General features: G+C 57.3%; 13 protein-coding genes and 5 pseudogenes. 4 read left to right on the forward strand and 14 right to left on the reverse strand.

The window, feature by feature from the left end; genetic code table 11:
* The first annotated feature begins 31 nt into the window (after positions 1-31).
* The gene (locus tag QA639_RS34945) at positions 32-1,777 is read left to right on the forward strand and encodes an oleate hydratase (protein WP_283088400.1); all 1,746 of its coding nucleotides are present in this window, start codon (positions 32-34) and stop codon (positions 1,775-1,777) included.
* Between the two features lie 627 nt (positions 1,778-2,404).
* Here QA639_RS34945 and QA639_RS34950 read toward each other — a convergent pair.
* Positions 2,405-2,791, reverse strand: a complete 387-nt coding sequence (locus QA639_RS34950; protein WP_283088401.1) for a hypothetical protein — start codon at positions 2,789-2,791, stop codon at positions 2,405-2,407.
* 234 nt (positions 2,792-3,025) lie between these two features.
* Here QA639_RS34950 and QA639_RS42065 point away from each other — a divergent pair, with 234 nt between their 5' ends.
* Both QA639_RS42065 and QA639_RS34960 read left to right on the forward strand, forming a co-directional pair.
* Complete coding sequence (locus QA639_RS42065; RefSeq protein WP_428841102.1) at positions 3,026-3,502, forward strand: helix-turn-helix domain-containing protein; 477 nt, start codon at positions 3,026-3,028, stop codon at positions 3,500-3,502.
* A gap of 220 nt (positions 3,503-3,722) precedes the next feature.
* The gene (locus QA639_RS34960; protein ID WP_283088402.1) at positions 3,723-4,028 is read left to right on the forward strand and encodes a hypothetical protein; all 306 of its coding nucleotides are present in this window, start codon (positions 3,723-3,725) and stop codon (positions 4,026-4,028) included.
* Between the two features lie 333 nt (positions 4,029-4,361).
* Here the strand turns inward: QA639_RS34960 and QA639_RS34965 are convergent, their stop codons facing one another.
* From QA639_RS34965 to ald, 13 genes and pseudogenes are all read right to left on the reverse strand, one after another.
* Positions 4,362-4,568 carry a cold-shock protein gene (locus QA639_RS34965; protein WP_283088403.1) on the reverse strand — a complete coding sequence of 69 codons (207 nt, stop codon included), beginning with the start codon at positions 4,566-4,568 and terminating at the stop codon, positions 4,362-4,364.
* A gap of 2,582 nt (positions 4,569-7,150) precedes the next feature.
* Positions 7,151-7,536 (reverse strand): annotated as a pseudogene (locus QA639_RS34970) (plasmid pRiA4b ORF-3 family protein).
* A complete protein-coding gene (locus tag QA639_RS42070; RefSeq protein WP_428841103.1) occupies positions 7,517-7,834 on the reverse strand; it encodes an IS1096 element passenger TnpR family protein in 318 nt (105 codons plus the stop codon). Before QA639_RS42070 ends, QA639_RS34970 begins: the two are co-directional and overlap by 20 nt.
* Before the next feature lie 116 nt (positions 7,835-7,950).
* Positions 7,951-8,229 carry a DUF3892 domain-containing protein gene (locus tag QA639_RS34980; RefSeq protein WP_283088405.1) on the reverse strand — a complete coding sequence of 93 codons (279 nt, stop codon included), beginning with the start codon at positions 8,227-8,229 and terminating at the stop codon, positions 7,951-7,953.
* 1,424 nt (positions 8,230-9,653) lie between these two features.
* Positions 9,654-9,849 (reverse strand): annotated as a pseudogene (locus QA639_RS34985) (integrase core domain-containing protein); the annotation flags it as partial.
* Between the two features lie 618 nt (positions 9,850-10,467).
* A pseudogene (locus QA639_RS34990) lies at positions 10,468-10,732 on the reverse strand (DUF3551 domain-containing protein).
* 594 nt (positions 10,733-11,326) lie between these two features.
* The gene (locus QA639_RS34995) at positions 11,327-11,773 is read right to left on the reverse strand and encodes a hypothetical protein (protein ID WP_283088407.1); all 447 of its coding nucleotides are present in this window, start codon (positions 11,771-11,773) and stop codon (positions 11,327-11,329) included.
* Between the two features lie 45 nt (positions 11,774-11,818).
* On the reverse strand, positions 11,819-11,965 hold the full coding sequence (locus QA639_RS35000) for a hypothetical protein (protein WP_283088408.1): 147 nt from the start codon (positions 11,963-11,965) through the stop codon (positions 11,819-11,821).
* A gap of 517 nt (positions 11,966-12,482) precedes the next feature.
* On the reverse strand, positions 12,483-12,920 hold the full coding sequence (locus QA639_RS35005; RefSeq protein ID WP_283088409.1) for a ParA family protein: 438 nt from the start codon (positions 12,918-12,920) through the stop codon (positions 12,483-12,485).
* A gap of 204 nt (positions 12,921-13,124) precedes the next feature.
* Positions 13,125-13,813, reverse strand: a pseudogene (locus tag QA639_RS35010) (transposase).
* A 161-nt stretch (positions 13,814-13,974) separates the two neighbouring features.
* Positions 13,975-14,511, reverse strand: coding sequence for a hypothetical protein (locus QA639_RS35015; protein WP_283088410.1), 537 nt, complete (start codon positions 14,509-14,511; stop codon positions 13,975-13,977).
* Positions 14,512-15,366: 855 nt separating this feature from the next.
* A pseudogene (locus QA639_RS35020) lies at positions 15,367-15,744 on the reverse strand (transposase family protein); the annotation flags it as partial.
* A gap of 326 nt (positions 15,745-16,070) precedes the next feature.
* A complete protein-coding gene (gene ald, locus QA639_RS35025) occupies positions 16,071-17,183 on the reverse strand; it encodes an alanine dehydrogenase (RefSeq protein WP_283088411.1) in 1,113 nt (370 codons plus the stop codon).
* A gap of 494 nt (positions 17,184-17,677) precedes the next feature.
* On the opposite strand from ald, the gene QA639_RS35030 reads away from it, so the two are divergent.
* Complete coding sequence (locus tag QA639_RS35030; RefSeq protein ID WP_283088412.1) at positions 17,678-18,991, forward strand: DUF2130 domain-containing protein; 1,314 nt, start codon at positions 17,678-17,680, stop codon at positions 18,989-18,991.
* The last annotated feature ends 169 nt before the right edge of the window (positions 18,992-19,160 follow it).

The following is a 19,160-nucleotide window of genomic DNA, read 5'->3' on the forward strand; positions in this document are numbered from 1 at the left end:
ATCGTCAATCCTACCAGGATCGGAGTGTTCCATGCATCATGGTAGCGGAAATTACGAAGCATTTGCCCGTCCCCGCAAACCTGAAGGTGTGGACAATAAGACGGCGTGGTTCGTCGGTGCAGGCCTGGCAGCGCTTTCCGGCGCAGCCTTCCTGATCCGCGATGGCCATATGCGCGGCGATCGGATCACCATCTTCGAACGGCTGAAAATACCGGGTGGGGCGCTCGACGGTGGCCAAGACCTGGAAAGGGCTTTCGTGATCCGGGGCGGCCGCGAAATGGAGGATCATTTCGAGTGCCTATGGGATTTGTACCGATCGATCCCTTCGCTCGAAATCGAAGGTGCCAGCGTCCTCGATGAATTCTACTGGTTGAACAAGGATGATCCAAACTACTCTTTGCAGCGGGCGACTGTGAACCAGGGACAGGATGCGCGCACTGACGGCCTTTTCAGGCTGAGCGAAAGGGCGCTCAAGGAGTTGATTGCAGTCTTTCTTGCCTCCAGTGAGGAGATGGAAAACAAGCGCATTGACGAAGTGTTCGGAAGTGATTTTCTGAACAGCAATTTCTGGCTTTATTGGCGAACGATGTTCGCTTTTCAGGAATGGCATTCTGCTCTCGAGATGAAGCTTTATCTGCATCGGTTTGTTCACCATATTGGCGGCCTGCCGGATTTCAGCGCGCTGAAGTTTACCCGGTACAATCAATATGAATCGCTGGTTCTACCGCTGTGCAAATGGCTGTTGGAGCAGGACGTTGACTTCCGCTACGGCGTCGAAGTCACCTATGTCGATTTCGATATCAAGGCTGGACGCAAGCAGGCCACGGCCATTCACTGGCTGGAGGATGGCGTCGCGGGCGGTATCGGGCTCGGCGCCGACGATCTTGTATTCATGACGATCGGCTCGCTCACCGAAAACTCGGACAAGGGAGACCATCACACCCCCTCTCGGCTCGACCAAGGCCCGGCGCCTGCTTGGGATCTATGGCGACGTATCGCTGCCAAGGACGCAGCCTTCGGCCGCCCGGACGTCTTCGCCGGCAATATCCCTGCCACCAAATGGGAATCGGCGACCATCACGACTCTGGACGCACGCATTCCCGCCTATATCCGCAAGATCGCGAAACGTGACCCGTTCAGCGGCAAAATCGTCACGGGAGGAATAGTCACGGCGAAGGACTCGAGCTGGCTGCTCAGTTGGACGGTAAACCGCCAGCCGCATTTCAAGCACCAGCCCAGCGATCAGATCGTCGTCTGGCTCTATTCGCTTTTTGTTGATAGGCTCGGCGATTACGTGAACAAGCCAATGCAACATTGCACGGGCGAGGAAATCACGCAGGAATGGCTTTATCACCTCGGCGTGCCGGCCGAGGACATACCGGGACTTGCTGCAACGGCGGCAAAGACAGTGCCGGTGATGATGCCCTACGTCACCTCTCTCTTCATGCCGCGCAAGGCGGGCGATCGGCCAAATGTTGTGCCGAACGGCGCCGTCAACTTTGCCTTCATCGGCCAGTTTGCTGAGTCGGCTGAGCGCGATTGCGTCTTCACGACGGAATACTCGGTTCGCACGGCGATGGAGGCCGTATACACGCTCCTCAAACTCGAACGTTGTGTGCCGGAGGTGTTCAATTCTACCTATGATATCCGCAAGCTGTTCGCGGGGATCCGCAGGCTGCGCGATGGCAAGGAAGTCCAAGTTCCAGAACTAGCGTTCTTGCGCAAGCTGGTGCTGAAGAATATCGGCGGTACAGACTTCGGAAAAACTGCTCAATGAATATCGTCTGATCACCGGGTGGTCATCTTGCGCTGATCGTCCGGTCGTCGAAAAGATCCTTCGTGTTGTCCCTGCGCTCTACCCGGGAGGGCAAGCGCCGCCTCCCCGTGCGCGCCAAGCGTCGAGCCCAACAGCGCGAAGCTTGCACCGTGAGCAAACTTGCGGACGAATAGCGGCGACCATCACTCTGCAGACTGCAAATATAAGCAACGTCGATCATTCGCATGATCATCACATCGCCTCAGCATATCCCTAACGGCTGGCCCAGCTTAGAAGCCGAAGCGCTCATGCCATAGAACCGCACCAACAGCGGCCTTTAGCTCGCGGCTTCCCGCGTTCTTTCAAGATGCGCTTGCAGTCGCGGACGGAGCGGTACATAAGCGAAGCGGTACGCTGCTCTGATCGTGGCCTTATGCAAATTGCCGGCACTAATGCCTAGCTAGCCTTGCTGCCTTTACACCCGCATCCGTTTTCAGCAAGCGGCGGCAATGGGCTGACCGCTGGCCGCTCGAAAATGCTTTGCTTCTACCGAAGGCGCGTTGCCATCATGACTGGCAATCGGACGATCTTGGGGGAGTATCAGGCGACCGCCCCAAGCTCGTCACTTATATCAATCGATCCGACTGCTCACCGCTGATGTTGTTGTACCTTGAGATTATCCAACAACTTCGATCCTTCACTGAACGATCTCGACCAGGATCGCTCCGCCAAGTCGAGATAGCTTTTCAGCAACTCGGAGGGAGTTTTGACCTCGGCAACGACTTTTAGAAAATTGGCCTGATCGTAGAAGGAGGAAGCGGAAAATCTCAATCCGTCTTTCAAAGCCGCCGCGAAGACGCTTGTCGTTGCTTCGATCGACTTCCGCCATTCTGGAAATACAAATGAGCCGCGCGCGGCTGCGGTCGACTCTTTAGTATGCTCGGCGGCGCCGCCTAGCCCAGGGGCCGATGAATGAGCCACTTGCGACCCTTGTTGTGAACGGCGTTTCTCGTCTTCGGCTATACTCGATGCCATTGGACATCTCCTCTCTGAATCCTCTCCGAAGGATTGTAAAGTTGTGACTGGTTTCGCGGCTCAGCTCGCATCACCCTTCAGAGGATAACACGATCTCCAATGTGTGATACCCACCTCTTCTAGTAGCTTCAGTTAGTGCTGACTTCACGATGACATACAACGTGAGCATGCAAGCGCGGATCGTTCAAGCCGATGTTTGCGAACCGGCACTGCATCCGCCGAGGACTTTTATGAATGGCGGAAGAAGACGGCGGAGAACAGCTGTGTTTGTTCGCAGAGAAAGACCTCAATACGATCGAGGCCAAGAAACAAAGAGGTGCTGTGGTTAGGCTGCGGAAAATTAGGACCGACCGGGAACAGCGGGCAGACGGCGGCTGCCGGAATCTGCGATTCGGGCCATCATTTTCAGAACCAAAACAATTAGGAGAACGTCTTTCCCACTCGCAGGCCCTTTCCAGCGTCGCCACGACGTCGCTGCCGCTGAAGGTGAACTGGGGCTGCAAGGAAGGCTATGCCGCGACTCGGCTTGAAGATGTTGCCAAGCGCGCAGGCGTCACCAAAGGCACGATCTATTTCTATTTCGAGAGCAAGGAGCGGGCGTTCGAGGAGATGATCCGACACATGTCTCGGCCAGCAGACTCCGAACTGAACGATTCCCAGCCAGACTCGATGGCCCGGCCGTCTGCGAGCGCTGATGGGCTTCGTATATAAGCAGATTGCGGAAGACCGCGTGCCGCGCGACGCTGAAGCCGCGCAAGCCGAACGATCAATGGCCGAGAACGATCTGAAGCCGCTAGGTTTGAGCTGGAATGCCGATGATAATGGGCTCCGCACACCGATCCCCTCGCAACCGGAACTGGAGCCGCTTTGTCAGAGCTATCCCCCAGCGGGGTCACAATAGGTGTCGCCTGCTACAATGCGGGCTCCTGCGATGCCAGCAGCGACGGCCTCTCAGGCTCCCAGGCCGGGGCGGCTGGTACAGTTCGCCATCGACTTCACGGCAGGGCGCGCCGATTTGTGGCATTGGCCGAGCCGTGTAGTCAACCTGGAATCGCGGCTTAAACCCGGCAAGGAGGAAACGCCCCTGGTGACGACCGCCTGCTCGCGAAAAACCTTCATCGCCAAGCAACGCCAATATCTGGCCTACTCCACCAGTACACGCGGTTGCACCGCCGGGTCGCCGGCCGAAGCCGACATGCAGGAATACTTCCGCATCAGCTCACCATCGGTTCACTAATGGTGCTGACGCTCGAGCGCGCCGGCTCATCCGAAGGCACCCAGGACACACCGCAGCATCGAACTGCTCGTTGATGTCGACCAACCGCCGGATCTACTCTGATCCAGAGTTCAATCGGTCAAAATCACCGTGCAGAGGTACTAGATGTTTAGTCCGACGATTGACGGCAATCGCGGCTGATAGAACGGGCTGGAGCAGCTCTCTCGAACACGTGAGGCTGAATGAGCGGTCTTTGTTCTCGAGCCTCGCGAGATCCGACATGATTATACGAACCTCGAGACGTCGTTCAGCACGACTGAGACGCCGCTCTTATGATCTCTCATAAATCACTCGTCACTCAGCGATGCGCACGTCGCACGCTCGCATCCGGCCCGATCGCGGGTCGAGCTTGACCTCGAACGAGACGCGCGCGCCCACTTCAGGCACCGTGCTCAGCGGCAGCGCAGATGCATGGAGGAATATGTCTGCGCCGCCATCATCTGGCGCGATGAAGCCAAAGCCGCGATCGCCGATCCATTTCTTAATCGTACCCGTTGCCATCGTCGTTCCGTTCCTAAGTTGAGGTGACCGCGCGTGTCGTGTTGACATCGCGCGAGCCTGGACGGCATGAGACCACGCCCAAATCTCGAAAAACTCGCTGCACGGCGCCTGTTGCGTCATCAGCACACGATTGCTGTCTGCTGCGGCGGGAAACTCTCATGCTGCTGATTCCAAGTCGGCTTCACGAGCTCGACGAGCATTGGGCCCATCATCTTGACGTTATTGCGGAACCAGTGGCGCGCCCCAGTCGCAGCAAGTGGGTCACGAGGCATGTCGTCGCGCAGCACGCCTAGATACAGCACCTGAACGAACCACGGTATCGCTGCGCGGCCCCGCCTCAATCCGATGATTGCTGCGATACGCCGTCTTCGGCGGCGCGGATCTTGCATGCCCCCCTTTGAGCTGCTGGTGTTTGTCAATCGCCACCAAACGCAGCTCGGCCAAGGCGCAACGGCGACAGTACCATGACGCAAAAGCAGATCAACATAACGGCCATCTTGGCAATGGCCGGCTGGACTGCATTCTGCCTCTATGTGGGCTGGTACTAACGTGAACGCCGTAAGGCGCCCGGCTTCAATGAGCCGCGCCGCGAAGTTGTTCTCTGCGTTCATTTGCCGAGGCCCTCTTGGACGTCCCGTTCATTCGGCTCTATGTGATCAAACCAGGAGCCCGGAGGAAATGCCGCGATACGCTTGGCAAGAAAGGATTGCGGCTCCCAATCTTGTCCCTCGCGTCTCTCGAAGGCGACGCCCCCGTTACGGATACAATACTCGGCTCTGGATTATTGCAGTTCACCAAGAGCAGAACGCGCCAGAGATCACCGTTCGTGGTCTGCTTATCATCCACCTTCAGCAAGTAATCCACTCCAACAGGTCCATCGATATTGCAGCGGCCGTTCGGCAAGAGATCGCCTGGCTCGCCTCGTGCGGTCGTCACCAAGTTGAAATTGGCCGGATCACGCAGAAAACGACAATTCACATCCTTTTCTCGGTCTTTGACCTCACTGGCGATCAAGGAGAGCGCGAAGGCACGTCAACCCAGCTCCATCGGCTTGCATATGCCGATGCAATCATAATCGCCCCGTCCGGCGTGATCTTCCAAGGGATGACATACTCCTCGCGTGATCTATTGTCGCGATGTCTGGTCCACGAAAAGAAAATGTATTCAGCTCGGTCAACTCCACCGGCGACTCCTCATATTCGGGGGACAAAGTGTGCCACTTTGGCTTCCTTTGAGATAATCTGTTCTGCAGTTTCACCAACTTCGACTCGCCACGTAGATTTCAACGTGAACATTGTTGCTCGTGATGGCTAGCTCAGTCATGCAGGCCACAATAGGCAAAGACAAAGTGCTCGCCATTTAACCATTTTCTCGATCTGCAGAGAATCCTTCCTGATCTCCGCCGACCCGTCGAACCAACGCTGGACTGGCCATCAAGCGCTTTCGCTTAGAAGTCAGCGGCGACGTGACACTAGCGCCCGCCATATTTCGCGCGAACGCCGTCCCCCATTACGTCACGCGCCACTAACTTCAATGGCCATCCACGGCTTCAAGTTGCGATGGTAGCCATGCCTAAGAGAGGGCGCCCTAGGCATGCTGAAGCTCTGCATTCTTCATGCCAGGCAACAATCCGCAATTTGAACCGCGTGATTCGCATCACTTGATGCTGGCTTTGTCTATTCTCCGACACGCCTGTCATTCCCTTCACTTAGGCCGTCAATAGCGACTTCATGTCGTTGTCATTCAGCGGATACCGGACAAGCGCGAGCGAGCGCATTCCGCCCGCTAAGACAAAGAGTAAAAACTCCACTTTGCCGCAGCGCGACCACGTTGCATGCTTTGAGCTTGAGGGCGGCGCCAGCTGTGCTTGGCGCTCGATGGCTGCAATGATCCGAAACATCCTACGGCGCGCAGCGTTTTGAGGTCGATGACGTTCTTTATGATACGGGCGCTTCAGTCGGACTTGGGGCGGCGCAATGGCATATCGGCTCGCCATCCATATGCTTGTGCTCACCATTAATGGTCGGAGACTAGACCTAGCGCTTACACGCCATCGCCTCGATTCTCAAGCGGACGCTTTGCCTCGAGCCGTTTCAGCTCCGCACCGAGCTACCCAGCAGCTTCGCGAGCATCTGCCTGACTCAACGGTCACTACCAACCAGCCGCAAAGACGCCAAGCCCCCTCCAAACGGCCATTTTCATTCTGAGACTCTGTTGCGTTGGACCGCTTCGACTATCACTGTTGGTGTAGTATCATCAGAACAGAGCGCGAGGCTTCTACCAGAGTTGGCAGGCGTTCAAAACAAACCTGCACGCTCAGCAGATTGGCGCCGACTATGTTTTGCGCCTCGAATTCCTACAATTGTTGCTGACGAGATAGACGCATGTCAGTCGTGCCCGATGAACCATCGAGCACGTTGGCCCGAATCAAGAACGTCCTGCTGAGCGCAGCAACTCTTATGGCGTTCTTCCGCAGATCTGGACGCGAGGCCTAAGCCACCGGTAGTCTTTGCGATCTTGACTAGGAGCGACTTCTACATCGACATCGATCGCGGCCGCCGCGCATCAGTCCTGCTACATGGTCAATGCCGCCGGCATGGTCTGCGCTCGTAGGCGTAGCTCTGCCCCTTTTGATTGGCGCTTGACGTCTGCTTTGATCGCGGCTTGCGCGAGCGTGGCTTGCAAATTCCGGTCATGCGTTGACCGCGACTTCGCCTTCCGGTCGATGACGTTGGGATCGAATTATTCGATTCCCCACAGACGCTCTTTTCATGTTCTGGATGAGTAGGATCGCTGATGGCATCGAGGTACTCGGCATATTTGGGCGCACCTCCAGCATCCTCTGGAGGGCACCGGCCAGCGGCATCGACAACAGGGGAAGTCCCTCTCTCGTGCTGTTGTCGAACCATTTTTCGAGCTTGATGACATGATCCCAGCTGTCGCCGAAGTCATAGAGATAATGCATCATATTCGCGCCAGTCTCGCGAACAATATCGTAGAGCCGCGCCTTGCGGGCATCGGTGGGCTGGGGACGCAATCACCACCGGGTCATGGATGCCCGAACGTCCTTCACCAGCCAGAAACTCGCAGAAATGGCTATTCGTCCAGCCAAACGCCGTCTGAAGCGTCAGATGCAGGCGATCAAGGCGCAGAGTCACCGGTACGACGAGCCACCGCATCATCTCCAGTTTCACGTTCTTGAGAGGCAACTTGATCCTGACGGCCGTCGTGTTGAGGCTCATGCCGCCAGCCTCGATCGTGTGCATGCATCGTGTAGGTCGATGCCCAAGGAAGCAGCTCGTCCAGTCGGGCCATAGGCACCGGGGTTCAGCTGCAGACCGCGCCCGGCGCTGCATGATGCATTTGAGGTGTGCGAGCCGTCCTAACGTTCTAGTCGCAGGCAGTCATCGGGGCTCAGAAGGTTGTCGGGCAGAAAACGATCATTCTCGGTTTTCAAGTATTCGCGACCATCGTGGGTTTTGACGATCACCTTGGCCGTCTTCCCTTGTTCAGTGACCTCATAAGCGTCCGGATCGCGCTTTACGTTTGCTATGGCTGTCTCTTCCGGGCGTTGCCACCCTGAGCCGCCGACGGCTTGAATGCGCCGATGGCGGTATTGATGGGTGGGCAGCTTGACAATGCATGTAATACGGCGAGTCATAAGCCACTCCTATTTTTCGAGCCGAAGCTCAGACCGCTGGCGGAGAATCGGACGCGTTATCCGCTTATGCTGCCACATGATTGGGGCTCGCCCCCCTCCTTGAAATGGTGGTGGTGCGGTTCGCGTGATTGAGTATCCGGACGTGGGGATAAGCAACGCGAGTCGCCGCCATGCCAGGCGTTGGTAGCGTGCCTACAAACGGCGCAACGCCGCCCGCTTAAAATACATGCGAACGGCGCTGGCACCGAGCACCAGGAGGGAGAGCAAAACCCCGGCCCATTCCATGGAGTCAAATAACGGATAAGGTTCAGAAACACCATTCCGTATGACTCCGGTGGATCATGTGCGCATCAGAGTGTTTCCGGCGTCAGGAGAGCTAACCCGTCCCTGGTCAAATGCAACGTCATCTGCAAGTGCCGCTCGGATCAGACGTTATACTTCACATCTGATGCTGTCCTTGTGATCTCTGGAGCTAGAGCGGCGGCATTCCGCTACAATGATATTGAAATCATCTGCAAGGCAGCCCGCTTCCTGGAAGACGGTACTGTGCCGCGTGATGCTCAAGTAATCGGCCGAACGTGGCGTCTCGTAAATCGAATGGCGGACCAGATCGCAGGCCTGTCTATATGTGGTGAATCGACTTCAAGTCGGCCAGCGGATTGAATGAGCGCATACATTGCTCGCGAGTCGATGTATCTGCGGCATTTGCGTCGACCGTCATCGCGATGCGTGCTAACTACCCCCCCGCTTCGGTCACGCGCGACAGTCCGCAATCGCCCCCTTTGACTTCGTGCCTCAGCGGGCGACGGTCTACTGCTTCTGCCTGCGAGTAGCGGCCCTGCGCTTGCTTTATGAGGTGCGTTTGCGACCATCTATCCAAAGCACTATCTCGTTCGATCCAATTACGCGCTTTGGATAGTGTGGGTTTATCGTTCCTGCTAATATGGTAGTCGAACTCGCAGGGGGATTGTTCAGCAGTTCATCGGCAAATCTTTTTGCGTCAGCCTCACTCCGAAAGGTTCTGGTTTCTCGAATGGGGTATCGATTTGGTCCCTTCGACTGCTGAAAGGAAACATACCAAGTATGTCGTACTGGTGTCCTTTTCGCGCTCATTCGCCGATAATGACTTTATATCCCGAAATCTTCCAACGGATGCGATGCCACCGGACCGGTACGGCATTCTCAGTAACAAGCGTTATGATGCTCATGCTTCCATCATCAGATCAATTGCGAGGATTGGTAGTTGATTGTGGGCGACAATTGTCGTCGAAGGAGCTTGGCTATCTGGAGGAGCTGCCAGATTGGCACGTCTAGCGCCAGGCTACAGCGAATGCAGCAACTTTGGATCACCCCGAACGTTCGCAGACTGGATGCGCCGACGTGATTTTGCAACGGAATCGGCGGTCTGTTGCCGATCGCCCGCGGGGCCGTTCTTCGTTATAGTATCTTGCCACGTCTCCACTTTCTCCTGGGCGTCCGGCAAGGGACAGGAACCAATGCGTGTTGAGACATTCGGCCCGGAAGCGACCGTTGAAGGCGTCGATGAACGCATTGTCGGTTGGCTTGCCGGGCCGCAAGAAGGTCCAGCATGACGCCGCGCTGGTAGGTCCACAGGTCAAGATCGCTCGTGAGCACGCGCAGCTTGTGTCCGGTCGCCAACTGGTCTGGGCCAACCATGCTATGCGGCCTGCAATAGGGGCAATGCGGCAGGTCTGCCATCGTGGCGATGGCCGCGCATGCGACGATCATTCCTGGCTTGACACGTCGTTCGACGATTATCGTTAATTCGCGGGCAACGCGCCGCCCCCAGATCGACGTCTCCGGAATAGCGCCCAGGCATTCCTTGGGTAAGCGGCGTGTCTCCTGCACCTTGTTAGTGTTGAGTAGATCGGCAATATGCGCTCCGTCTTCAGAGGACGGCTTGCATAGATGATCGCGCGTGTTGTCAACGCATCGCAGCTACGGTCCGGCGACGCTGGAACGACGAAGTCAAGGTACGCATCGTTGCGGAATCCTCGTGTCAGATGCGATCGTCTCGGACGTCAAGCGGCGTCGGCGACGGGGTGAATAGAAGAGACTGGAAACGGGTTAGTTCGACAAGCATTCAGCCGTTGTGGAAGTCCGGCGTAGAGCAGAGAAAAAATACTTGCTGCATAGAAGGTGTGTTAGTCGAGCCTTGACGACAAATCTCTGAATACAGGCCGTCGCAAAGCAGGAACTTCACCGGGCCACTTACCGTCAACGCGGTCTCCACGCTTGGAAAGCATAGACCGGGTTCATTCCACAATAGGCGTATGTGCCGGATGCGATGGCCGTGCACTGCTCGTATGTCGCGAACTGACAATTGTCAGGATAGCCCCAGGTGGCGGCCTTGCAAGCAGTAAAAGTCCGTTGGGACCGGCATTGTGTACCGGAAATTCTTTCGTCGGGAGGCAGCCCAAGCCGATCCGAAGCCGATCAGAACGGAAATCACGAATGCAGCGGCGAACGGAGGGCGGCGCATGAATCCTAAGTCCAGTAAATGCTTATTGTTAATGGCCGACAATCTGAAAGATATGTCTAAGTCAAGGCTAGGGACATGCCTGACGTTACTCGGATCTGATTCCGACGACCATTTAGGCCAACCGGAGTGAAGAAGTATAGGCTAAGTCATGAATCTCGACTCTGTAGAGTGGCATGCGCGACAGTAAATCGGTCCTCGACGCTCTTCGCGGGTGGCGTCCTGGACTGCTCTGCAAGATGCTGCCTCCTCGCCCCGGCCAAAAGCCGCTACCCGGACCTCAGAAAAGGCTGAATCGCCTCCAACTGCATGACCATCCGGCAACCCAAAGAAACGGGGCGCCGGTCAGAGGTCATTCTCGGAGAAGTACGCCGAGAGAAGTTCGGAGCGAAGTCCGACAAGCTGCAGCCAGATCAATATCATTTGCCGCTGGAAGACGGAGATCGCGCAGGCGTCCTGGACTCGGCACAGGAGAAGGCTGCGGCGGTCATCAGGGCCGATCGCGTGCGTCCAAAGCTCGAACGAAGGTGCCGGGCAGTCCTCTCAGGGGCCTCGCCTCAGTCAAATCGGTAGGCCAAATGCCCGCGCTGCTTAGCTTTACATTTCTGAATCTGAAATGCGGGTCAGCATCTTCACGTGCAGTCCCGCCCGTTTGAAGAGCAGCTCCCAAAAGGAATAGGCCGCCTCGGCGAAACTCGCGCTTATGGTGAACTTCGTGAGCGCGGCTCGATGTGCGATTTGCCGCCGGCAGCCTTGCCCCTCGACAAGGTGCCAGATGAACTGAGCGACTTGGCGCGCGTATGCGCTTGGACGACCTTGGTGGTTGGGTACGACCTTAAGCCGCATGGTCCCGGTTTCGCGGGTCTCCGGTTCGGTGATATTGGCAAGCCAGATGAAAATTGATGGATCAATGCTCGCGGCATAGCCGTCACGCTTGAGCTGCTGATTGATCATAGAGAATGCGCTGGCGGCTTCTCTGAAGCATTCGCTCAGGATGAAGTTCGCCTGATTCTCCAGCTTGCCGCGCTGAAGATCGTCCAGCAATCTGACCGCCTCGTCAGTGAGCCGCCGTATATATCGCAGTTGCGACTACCCCGCGTTGTCGGTTGGTTCCTTCTGCACGATCAACTCGGCCGCATCAGCGCGGAACTCCGTTGCGGCTTCTCTGAGTATGGTCAAAAAATTGCTTTCAAGACCGGAACTGCCGATGTCTTTCGACGTCGCTTTGCCTCCCACCTCGTGTTTCCACGAGGTGGGCAATCCTCACCATCATCTCGGTGGTAGTGTCGGAATTTAGGAGTCCGTCCTTGCGCGGCGCCGCCGCATTCCGAGATTCAAGCACCGCAATGGGATTCGGAGCCGTCGCTTGCCTCGCAAGCATTGTTTGATCAGACGTCTTCTCACCTGTGTGCTCCGATCGCGGATTGGAAGCAGCAATCCCACTGGACAACACAAACAGGCCATCGTCAACGGCTCGGCTCGCCGCCGCAGTAAGCTCCACCAGCGAGCGTCGCACACAGCGCGTATGGCTAGCACGGCGCCGTTTTTGCGTGTGACTCATGATCTAAGGACTCCTCGACAAGCTTTTTCAAGACCCAGCGCCACAGCTCACGAACTTCCTCCGAGGCTCTTCCCTCTTGTGCAAACTCGGTCACGCCTAATCCTGCCCCAAGCGCGTCCCGGTGGTCATTGCGCTGTCCGACACAGGGAAGCGCAAGCACCCCGAGCGAATTGAGCGACGTTGCAGCTTCACTCAAACGGCAGCCCCGCGGTGCGCCTGATTGAGGATGAAAGCGAATCGGTGGTTGAGCCTACGAATAGCAATCAGCGTCGGTATCGCAGCTTCGATGTCGGCCAGACTCGGACGCACCGGGATCAGGCAAAGATCGGCTTTTGCGATGGCGAGCATGGCCTGTACATTGTTGGTGGCGGCGGTATCGATGACCGTAAGCCAGGTTCCCTCAGCTTCAAGGCCGACGAGAGCCCGTTCTATTTCGGCGGGATCGGAGATCCGAACGACCCGCGGATAGGGGTGGCCGCGCCGCTCTTTCCATTTTGATATCGTGCCTTGTGCATCCGCCTCGACAATTGCGACGCGCTCCCCGTTTCCCATCGCTGCGACTGCAACTTCGACCGCCAGCGTGCTCTTGCCGCTACCGCCTTTTTGGGTGACCAGAGCAAGTACATACATATCCTGCGCTTCCCGGATGACAACGACATGAAACGCATGAGCCGTCTAAAAAATTTGACACTGCCAATCGGTGACCTACCACTCCCCATGGTGAATCGCATCAACAGCGAGCGTGGAACTCACAACCAAACCGCGTTATGCGTTGCCCAACGGCTGCTTAGGTCTCAGTCAACTGAGCTGCTGCCGGTTTTGATGGACACCAGGTTAAGCTAATCCCACCTTGCGATCGAACTCAACCGGGCTGAGATAGCCGATGGTCGAGTGCCTGCGGATCGTGGTGTAAAATCTTTCGATGTAGTCGAACACATCGCGCTCGTGCCTCGTCTCTGGTTCGGTAGATCTTGTTGTCGGTCCGTTCGATCTTGAGCGACGAGAAGAAGGTCTCCATCGCCGGGTTGTCCCAGACGTTGCCGGAACGGCTGGCGAGCAGATCACGCCACACCCGGCGCGCACCATAGGTGCGGTCGCTCGCCATGAAGCTGGCCTTCACCTTGCCGCCGAGCTCTTCATCGCTGCGGGATCTGGCGCTGGGCGAGCGATTCAGCCAGGTATGGAAGCCCGACCGCGGCAGCCCCAGCGCCTCGCATAGCCATGCCACCGGCCAGATCGCCCGGTGCTTCGCGATGAAGACGAACTTCATGTCGCCTCCTTCGCGAAGAAGGCTGCGGCTTTTTTTGGATATTCCGCTCGGCCTTCAACTTGACGACCTCACGAGGCAACCGCTCGATCTCCTGCTGCTCCGGATTCAACTGCCCGTGGCCGGGAAAGGCCTGCACCGGATCGGAGCCGAACTCCTTCACCCATTTGCGCAGAACGTTCTCATGAACATCCAAGTCGCGCCCGGCCTGCGCCACCGACACCCCACGCTCCCTAACCAGCTTGACCGCCTCGATCTTGAACTCGCGACTGAACTTCCGCCTCTAACCTCCGGCTTCATGAAACACCTAATCCCGGTGTCCATCAAACCGGCAGCAGCTCAGCCGTTCGCCCTCCTGGAGCAGCCGGCGATCTCCGAAGCCCGGCCCGCTCATTCGAAGGGGGTCCGCTAGTAGAATTAAGGGGTGTCCGCGACGCTCCGACCGAGGGCCCCCAATGGAGGATAGTCGCGACTTGAAATAACCCTCAGGTCCCATCTTGACGGCGCTCCAATATTGAGAGCCTCGCGTGTTAGGTGCGTCGCCGCCAACCCATTCCAGGATTTCGCAACGAGGTACCAGTTCTCTTTTCGGACTGGCAAAAGTTGTAGCTTCCTTTGCGCCTTGCGCGCCGCCGCAAACTTACCGTCACTTTTAGCAGCTTCCAGAGACTTGCTCAGCAGCTCTTCGGTTCGTTTCCATCCGGCGCCCGCAATTCGACCCTCGGCAAAGTACTCGAAGAATACTCGGAAGGTTAGGGCACGGCCTGCGGCGGCCCGCGAATCCAATCCTGACTCGGTCAACCATCGCTGAAGAGCCTCGAGCTGCTCCGATGCGCCAAGCCTGAGAATGTCACCGTCCCCAAAGATTGAGAATGTCGCGAAAGCAGCAATCTCGAGCTGAGTATCCAAGTCTTGCGCTTCCAACCAACGGGCGATTGCTTCTAACGGGGACATGGCTTTAGCTCTCCTTGCTCATAGAACAGCAAATTCAAAAAGACGAAATGGAGTTCAAGCGAGAGTTTCAGCTTCGATAGCAGGAAGAGAGATTTCGTTGGGCTGAGTATGAGCGACAGATGGCGATACTTCGTCTGAAGCGACCGGCATTCCCAGACGAAGGATACTACGGGGCTATTTGCGGGCGCGACCTGGCGCGAGCGTGCTTGATCAAGCGCTCGCTTGGTCAGATGGTCTGTATTCTCATCCATCGACGCAGGCTCACCGATATTGCGCAATTCAGGACCATGACACGGCTTCCACCGGCCGTTACATCTCGTCCCGAGACTTTGGCGTCATTATCGCAGACCTTCGCCTCGCTCCGACGATATTTGCAGCGGCTGCTTGAAATTTTGGAGAAGCAGCGCATCGTTCTGCCCGTGGCTCGCATCCGTTGGCCCGTTTCTTTTGTTATCGAAAGACGCGACAGTCTCCACACTTGCCCCCGACACACGATGAGCGAGAGCTGGCGACTAGTCTCTCTAAAGCGCTTCGCTGGTGGCATCGTTTCGACGCAGACGGTGAATCGAAGCATCCACTCGATCGGGACGACCAGCCGGGCCGCGATCTCATTTTTATGGGCGTTGGTAACGCTCCCTTTTTACCTTGGGAGCAATTTCTCACCAATATTCGACCCGAAGGGGACGAGCAATTATATGTGTTCGACGCGGTCGATGCTACTATCACGACTGGCAGGTTCTGCTTGTCGCTGGTGCTCTAGAGATGGTGCGCGGGTTGTTTTTGACACGACCGGAACTGATGAACTTGGCGCTTCACAACATCCGTGATTTACCTGATGATGTTGCGCTGCAAGAAGTGTCGCTTGAAGGGCTGCTTGGCGGGCTTGTCGCCGGCGATCTCGGGCAGGCGGCTGATCCCGTGGCGTTGCAGGCAGCGGTGCAAGGACGAGCGCGTGAGATGCGGCATCGTTGCCTGCAGTGCGTAGAGACAGTCATCCGGAGGCAGCAACGTGTGCTTGCGGAAGGCGACGATCATCGCCTCCTTCGCGGTCGAGCGCACGGTCGTGGGGCCCATCGGCGCATCGTGGACAAAGGCGCGTTTATGCCACTTGGAGACGGTCTTCTGATTAAGACCGTGCTGTGCGGCTAATTCTTTGAGCGAAGCCTTCGATCGCTGTATTGCCGCTCGGATGGCGTGCGTGGTCGTGGCGCTGCCATGGAGTATCTGGCCCATAGGTCCTCCCAGAATGAGGGATAAGCATAGCTAATTCCCCCACACCCAGAAACCAGACACCTAGGGAAGGAAAAGGACAATGGGTAATTCGAGCGACCGACGGCTCTTTTTCGATTTCTTCTTTCCCAAGCCTGGTATGCCTTGATGTTTCGGTGATCCTGGGCAGTGATTTCAATCAGTTTGCCTGCCGTTAAGCAATTGAAGTTAAACAATTTATTTTTGTCAGGAAGTTCAACCTGCGCTCAAGAGATCGATGGCGTAAAAAAAGGGCCACTCCAAACGAGTGGCCCAAGTCAGGGAGGAAACGCCCTTAAGGGTCTCTGGGATCAGGCCGCAGCCTGTTCGATCGGTGAGAATGGCAGGCCGAGGCTCTCGGCCACAGCCTTGTAAGTCAGCCGGCCGCGATGGACATTGAGACCCGCGCGCAGGTGCGGATTTTCGAGCACGGCAGCAAATCCCTTTTTCGCGAGCGCCAAGCCGAATGGCAGCGTGGCGTTGTTCAAGGCCTGGCTCGAGGTCAGCGGGACAGCTCCAGGCATATTGGCTACGCAATAATGAATGATGCCGTCCACCTCGTAAGTTGGATCATCGTGGGTTGTCGGGTGTGACGTTTCAAGGCAGCCGCCCTGATCGATAGCGACATCCACGATCACCGCTCCCTTGCGCATCGAGCTCAACATGCCGCGGCTAACAAGTTTCGGTGCGCTGGCGCCCGGAACAAGCACCGCGCCAATGACGACGTCCGCCGCAAAGACCTCCTGCTCCACGGCGTCGATTGTCGAGAACCTGGTACGAACGCGCCCCTCGAAGAGTTCATCCAGCTCACGAAGCCGCGGTATCGAGCGGTCGATGATCGTAACCTCAGCACCCAAACCGACCGCCATGCGCGCCGCATGCGTCCCGACAACGCCTCCACCGATCACCACGATGCGAGCCGGCGGAACACCGGGCACGCCACCGATCAACAGCCCCCGACCGCCCGCATACCGCTTCAGGGCGCTACCTGCCGCTTCGATGGCAAGCCTGCCCGCGACCTCGCTCATCGGCGCCAGCAGTGGAAGGCCGCCATGCGGGTCAGTCACGGTTTCGTAGGCGATCGCGGTGCAGCCGGATTTGAGCAGTCCCTTGGCTTGCTCGGGATCTGGAGCCAGATGTAGATAGGTGAAGAGGATCTGGCCCTCTCGCAGCTGAACCCATTCGGACGGCTGGGGCTCCTTGACCTTTATGATCATCTCGCTCAAGCTGAATACCTCGCGCGCGGACTCCACAATAGCTGCGCCAGCGTTGCGATAATTGTCGTCAGTTGCGCCAATCCCGGCGCCGGCGTTGGTCTCGACCATCACGTTGTGGCCAGCTGCTACATATTCGCGGACAGCTCCCGGGGTCAGGCCCACGCGATATTCGTGCGCTTTGATTTCCTTGGGAACACCGAGCTTCATTTGCAATCCTCCCTGCCTCAGCGTTCCTTTTAGTCGGAAGGACGCTGCAATACTGATGAGGAGGCGGCCAGATGGCGCAGAAATTCTGCAACATCTAAGCTGTTACGCAGGATTTCGGACAGACGGATCCTGACTGGAGATATGACATCTTTGCGTGGAATGACACAGTCCAGCAACTGTCGAGATCGTGAAGCAATCCACAAGGCAACGAAAGAAGGTTCGACGATGAGCGAAAGAAAACCCTGCCCACCATAGCTTGAGGGTTCGCGGAGGAGCGGGAGATGACCAGATTGAAACCTCTGGCGGTCGACACAAACTGACCCGGCCTTTCCAGCTGCTTCGTTGGCATTTCAAGCTGGTTTCAGTGGAAAAGCCGCTGCGAGGGATTACGGCATTCGACCGGAACGTTGAAATAGCGATAAAGCCAATACCTGAAGCGGGGCAAAGCCGGGCGATCAGGTTTATCCCGCCCTAGCCGCAGATCGGGAGGGTTCATGACATTTAGTGCGACCGCAGCCACCAGCGCCCACGAGCCCACCCTTCATTGTCCGAATTGCAACCACGAGATCCGGCTGACCGAATCGCTCGCCGCCCCGCTTCTCGCGGAAACCCGCCAGCGCTTCCAAGAACAACTCGCCAGCAAGGACGTGGAGGTCGCGCGCAAGACCGAAGCGCTGCGGCAGGAGCGCGAACAGCTGCAAAAGGACCGGGAGCTGATCGAAGACCAGGTGGCTCGACGGTTGGCGGCCGAGCGCAGCCAACTTGTCGCAATGGAGGCCAAGAAAGCGCGCGATGCGGCCGCAGCTGAACTGCAGGCACGTACGATCGAATTGGCCGAGCTCCGGCAGATTCTCGAGGCGAACAACACCAAGCTGGCGGAGGCGCAGCAGGCCCAGGCCGAACTTATCCGCAAGCAACGAGCACTCGATGACGAGAAGCGCGAGCTTGATCTGACCATTGAGAAACGTGTCCAGGCTTCAGCTGAACAGATCCAGGCAAAGGCAAGGCAGGAAGCTGACGAAGCCGCTCGCCTGCGAGTCGCGGAAAAAGACCAGACAATCGAATCGATGGCCCGCACAATCGAGGAGCTCAAGCGTAAGGCTGAGCAAGGGTCACAACAATCGCAGGGCGAGGTCCTGGAGCTTGAGCTGGAAGGTGTTCTTCGCGGCCGCTTTCCAACTGACCTGATTGAGCCGGTGGGCAAAGGCGAACTTGGCGCAGACGTCGTGCAGCAGGTCAATGGCTCTATCGGGCAGGCCGCGGGCATTATCCTCTGGGAATCCAAGCGCACCAAGGCTTGGAGCGACGGGTGGCTTGGCAAGCTCCGGGATGATCAGCGCCGCTGCGGAGCCGATGTTGCGCTCATTGTATCACAGGCGCTTCCAAAACATGTCGAACACTTCGACCTGATTGACGGGATATGGGTGACGCACCCCCGATGCGCTCTGCCGGTTGCGGTGGCCCTCCGTCAGGCACTTATTGACGTCACCGGCTCGCGCCTTGTGCAGCAAGGCCAGCAATCGAAGATGGAGCAGGTCTACCATTACCTGACGGGGACTAAATTCCGGCAGCGGGTGGACGCCGTGGTTGAGAAGTTCAACGACATGCGTGATGACCTCGACAAGGAACGAAAATTCATGGGGCGGCAGTGGGCCAAGCGGGAAACGCAAATTTTGGCCGTCGTCGACTCGACGGTCGGGATGGTCGGAGATCTTCAAGCCATCGCGGGCAAGGCCATGCCGGAGATCTCAAGTTTGGACATCCAGCTGCTGGAGAATGGCGTCGAACCGGAGCGAAAGGCAGGATGAATGACTGCCGGAAAGCCGGACGCATCTTCGAACCATTGCGGCGGCATACGGTCCCCATGCCGCCTGAACGGCCAGTCGCGGCGTCGCCTTGTGGAACGTCGTCTGTTGGAAAATGGCGCGCAGACGGCGGATGAACCCATCAAAAGCCGAATTTGCAAGGGCAGCCACA

Origin of the sequence: Bradyrhizobium pachyrhizi, assembly GCF_029714545.1 — a bacterium.
In the GTDB taxonomy this organism is placed as follows: domain Bacteria; phylum Pseudomonadota; class Alphaproteobacteria; order Rhizobiales; family Xanthobacteraceae; genus Bradyrhizobium; species Bradyrhizobium pachyrhizi.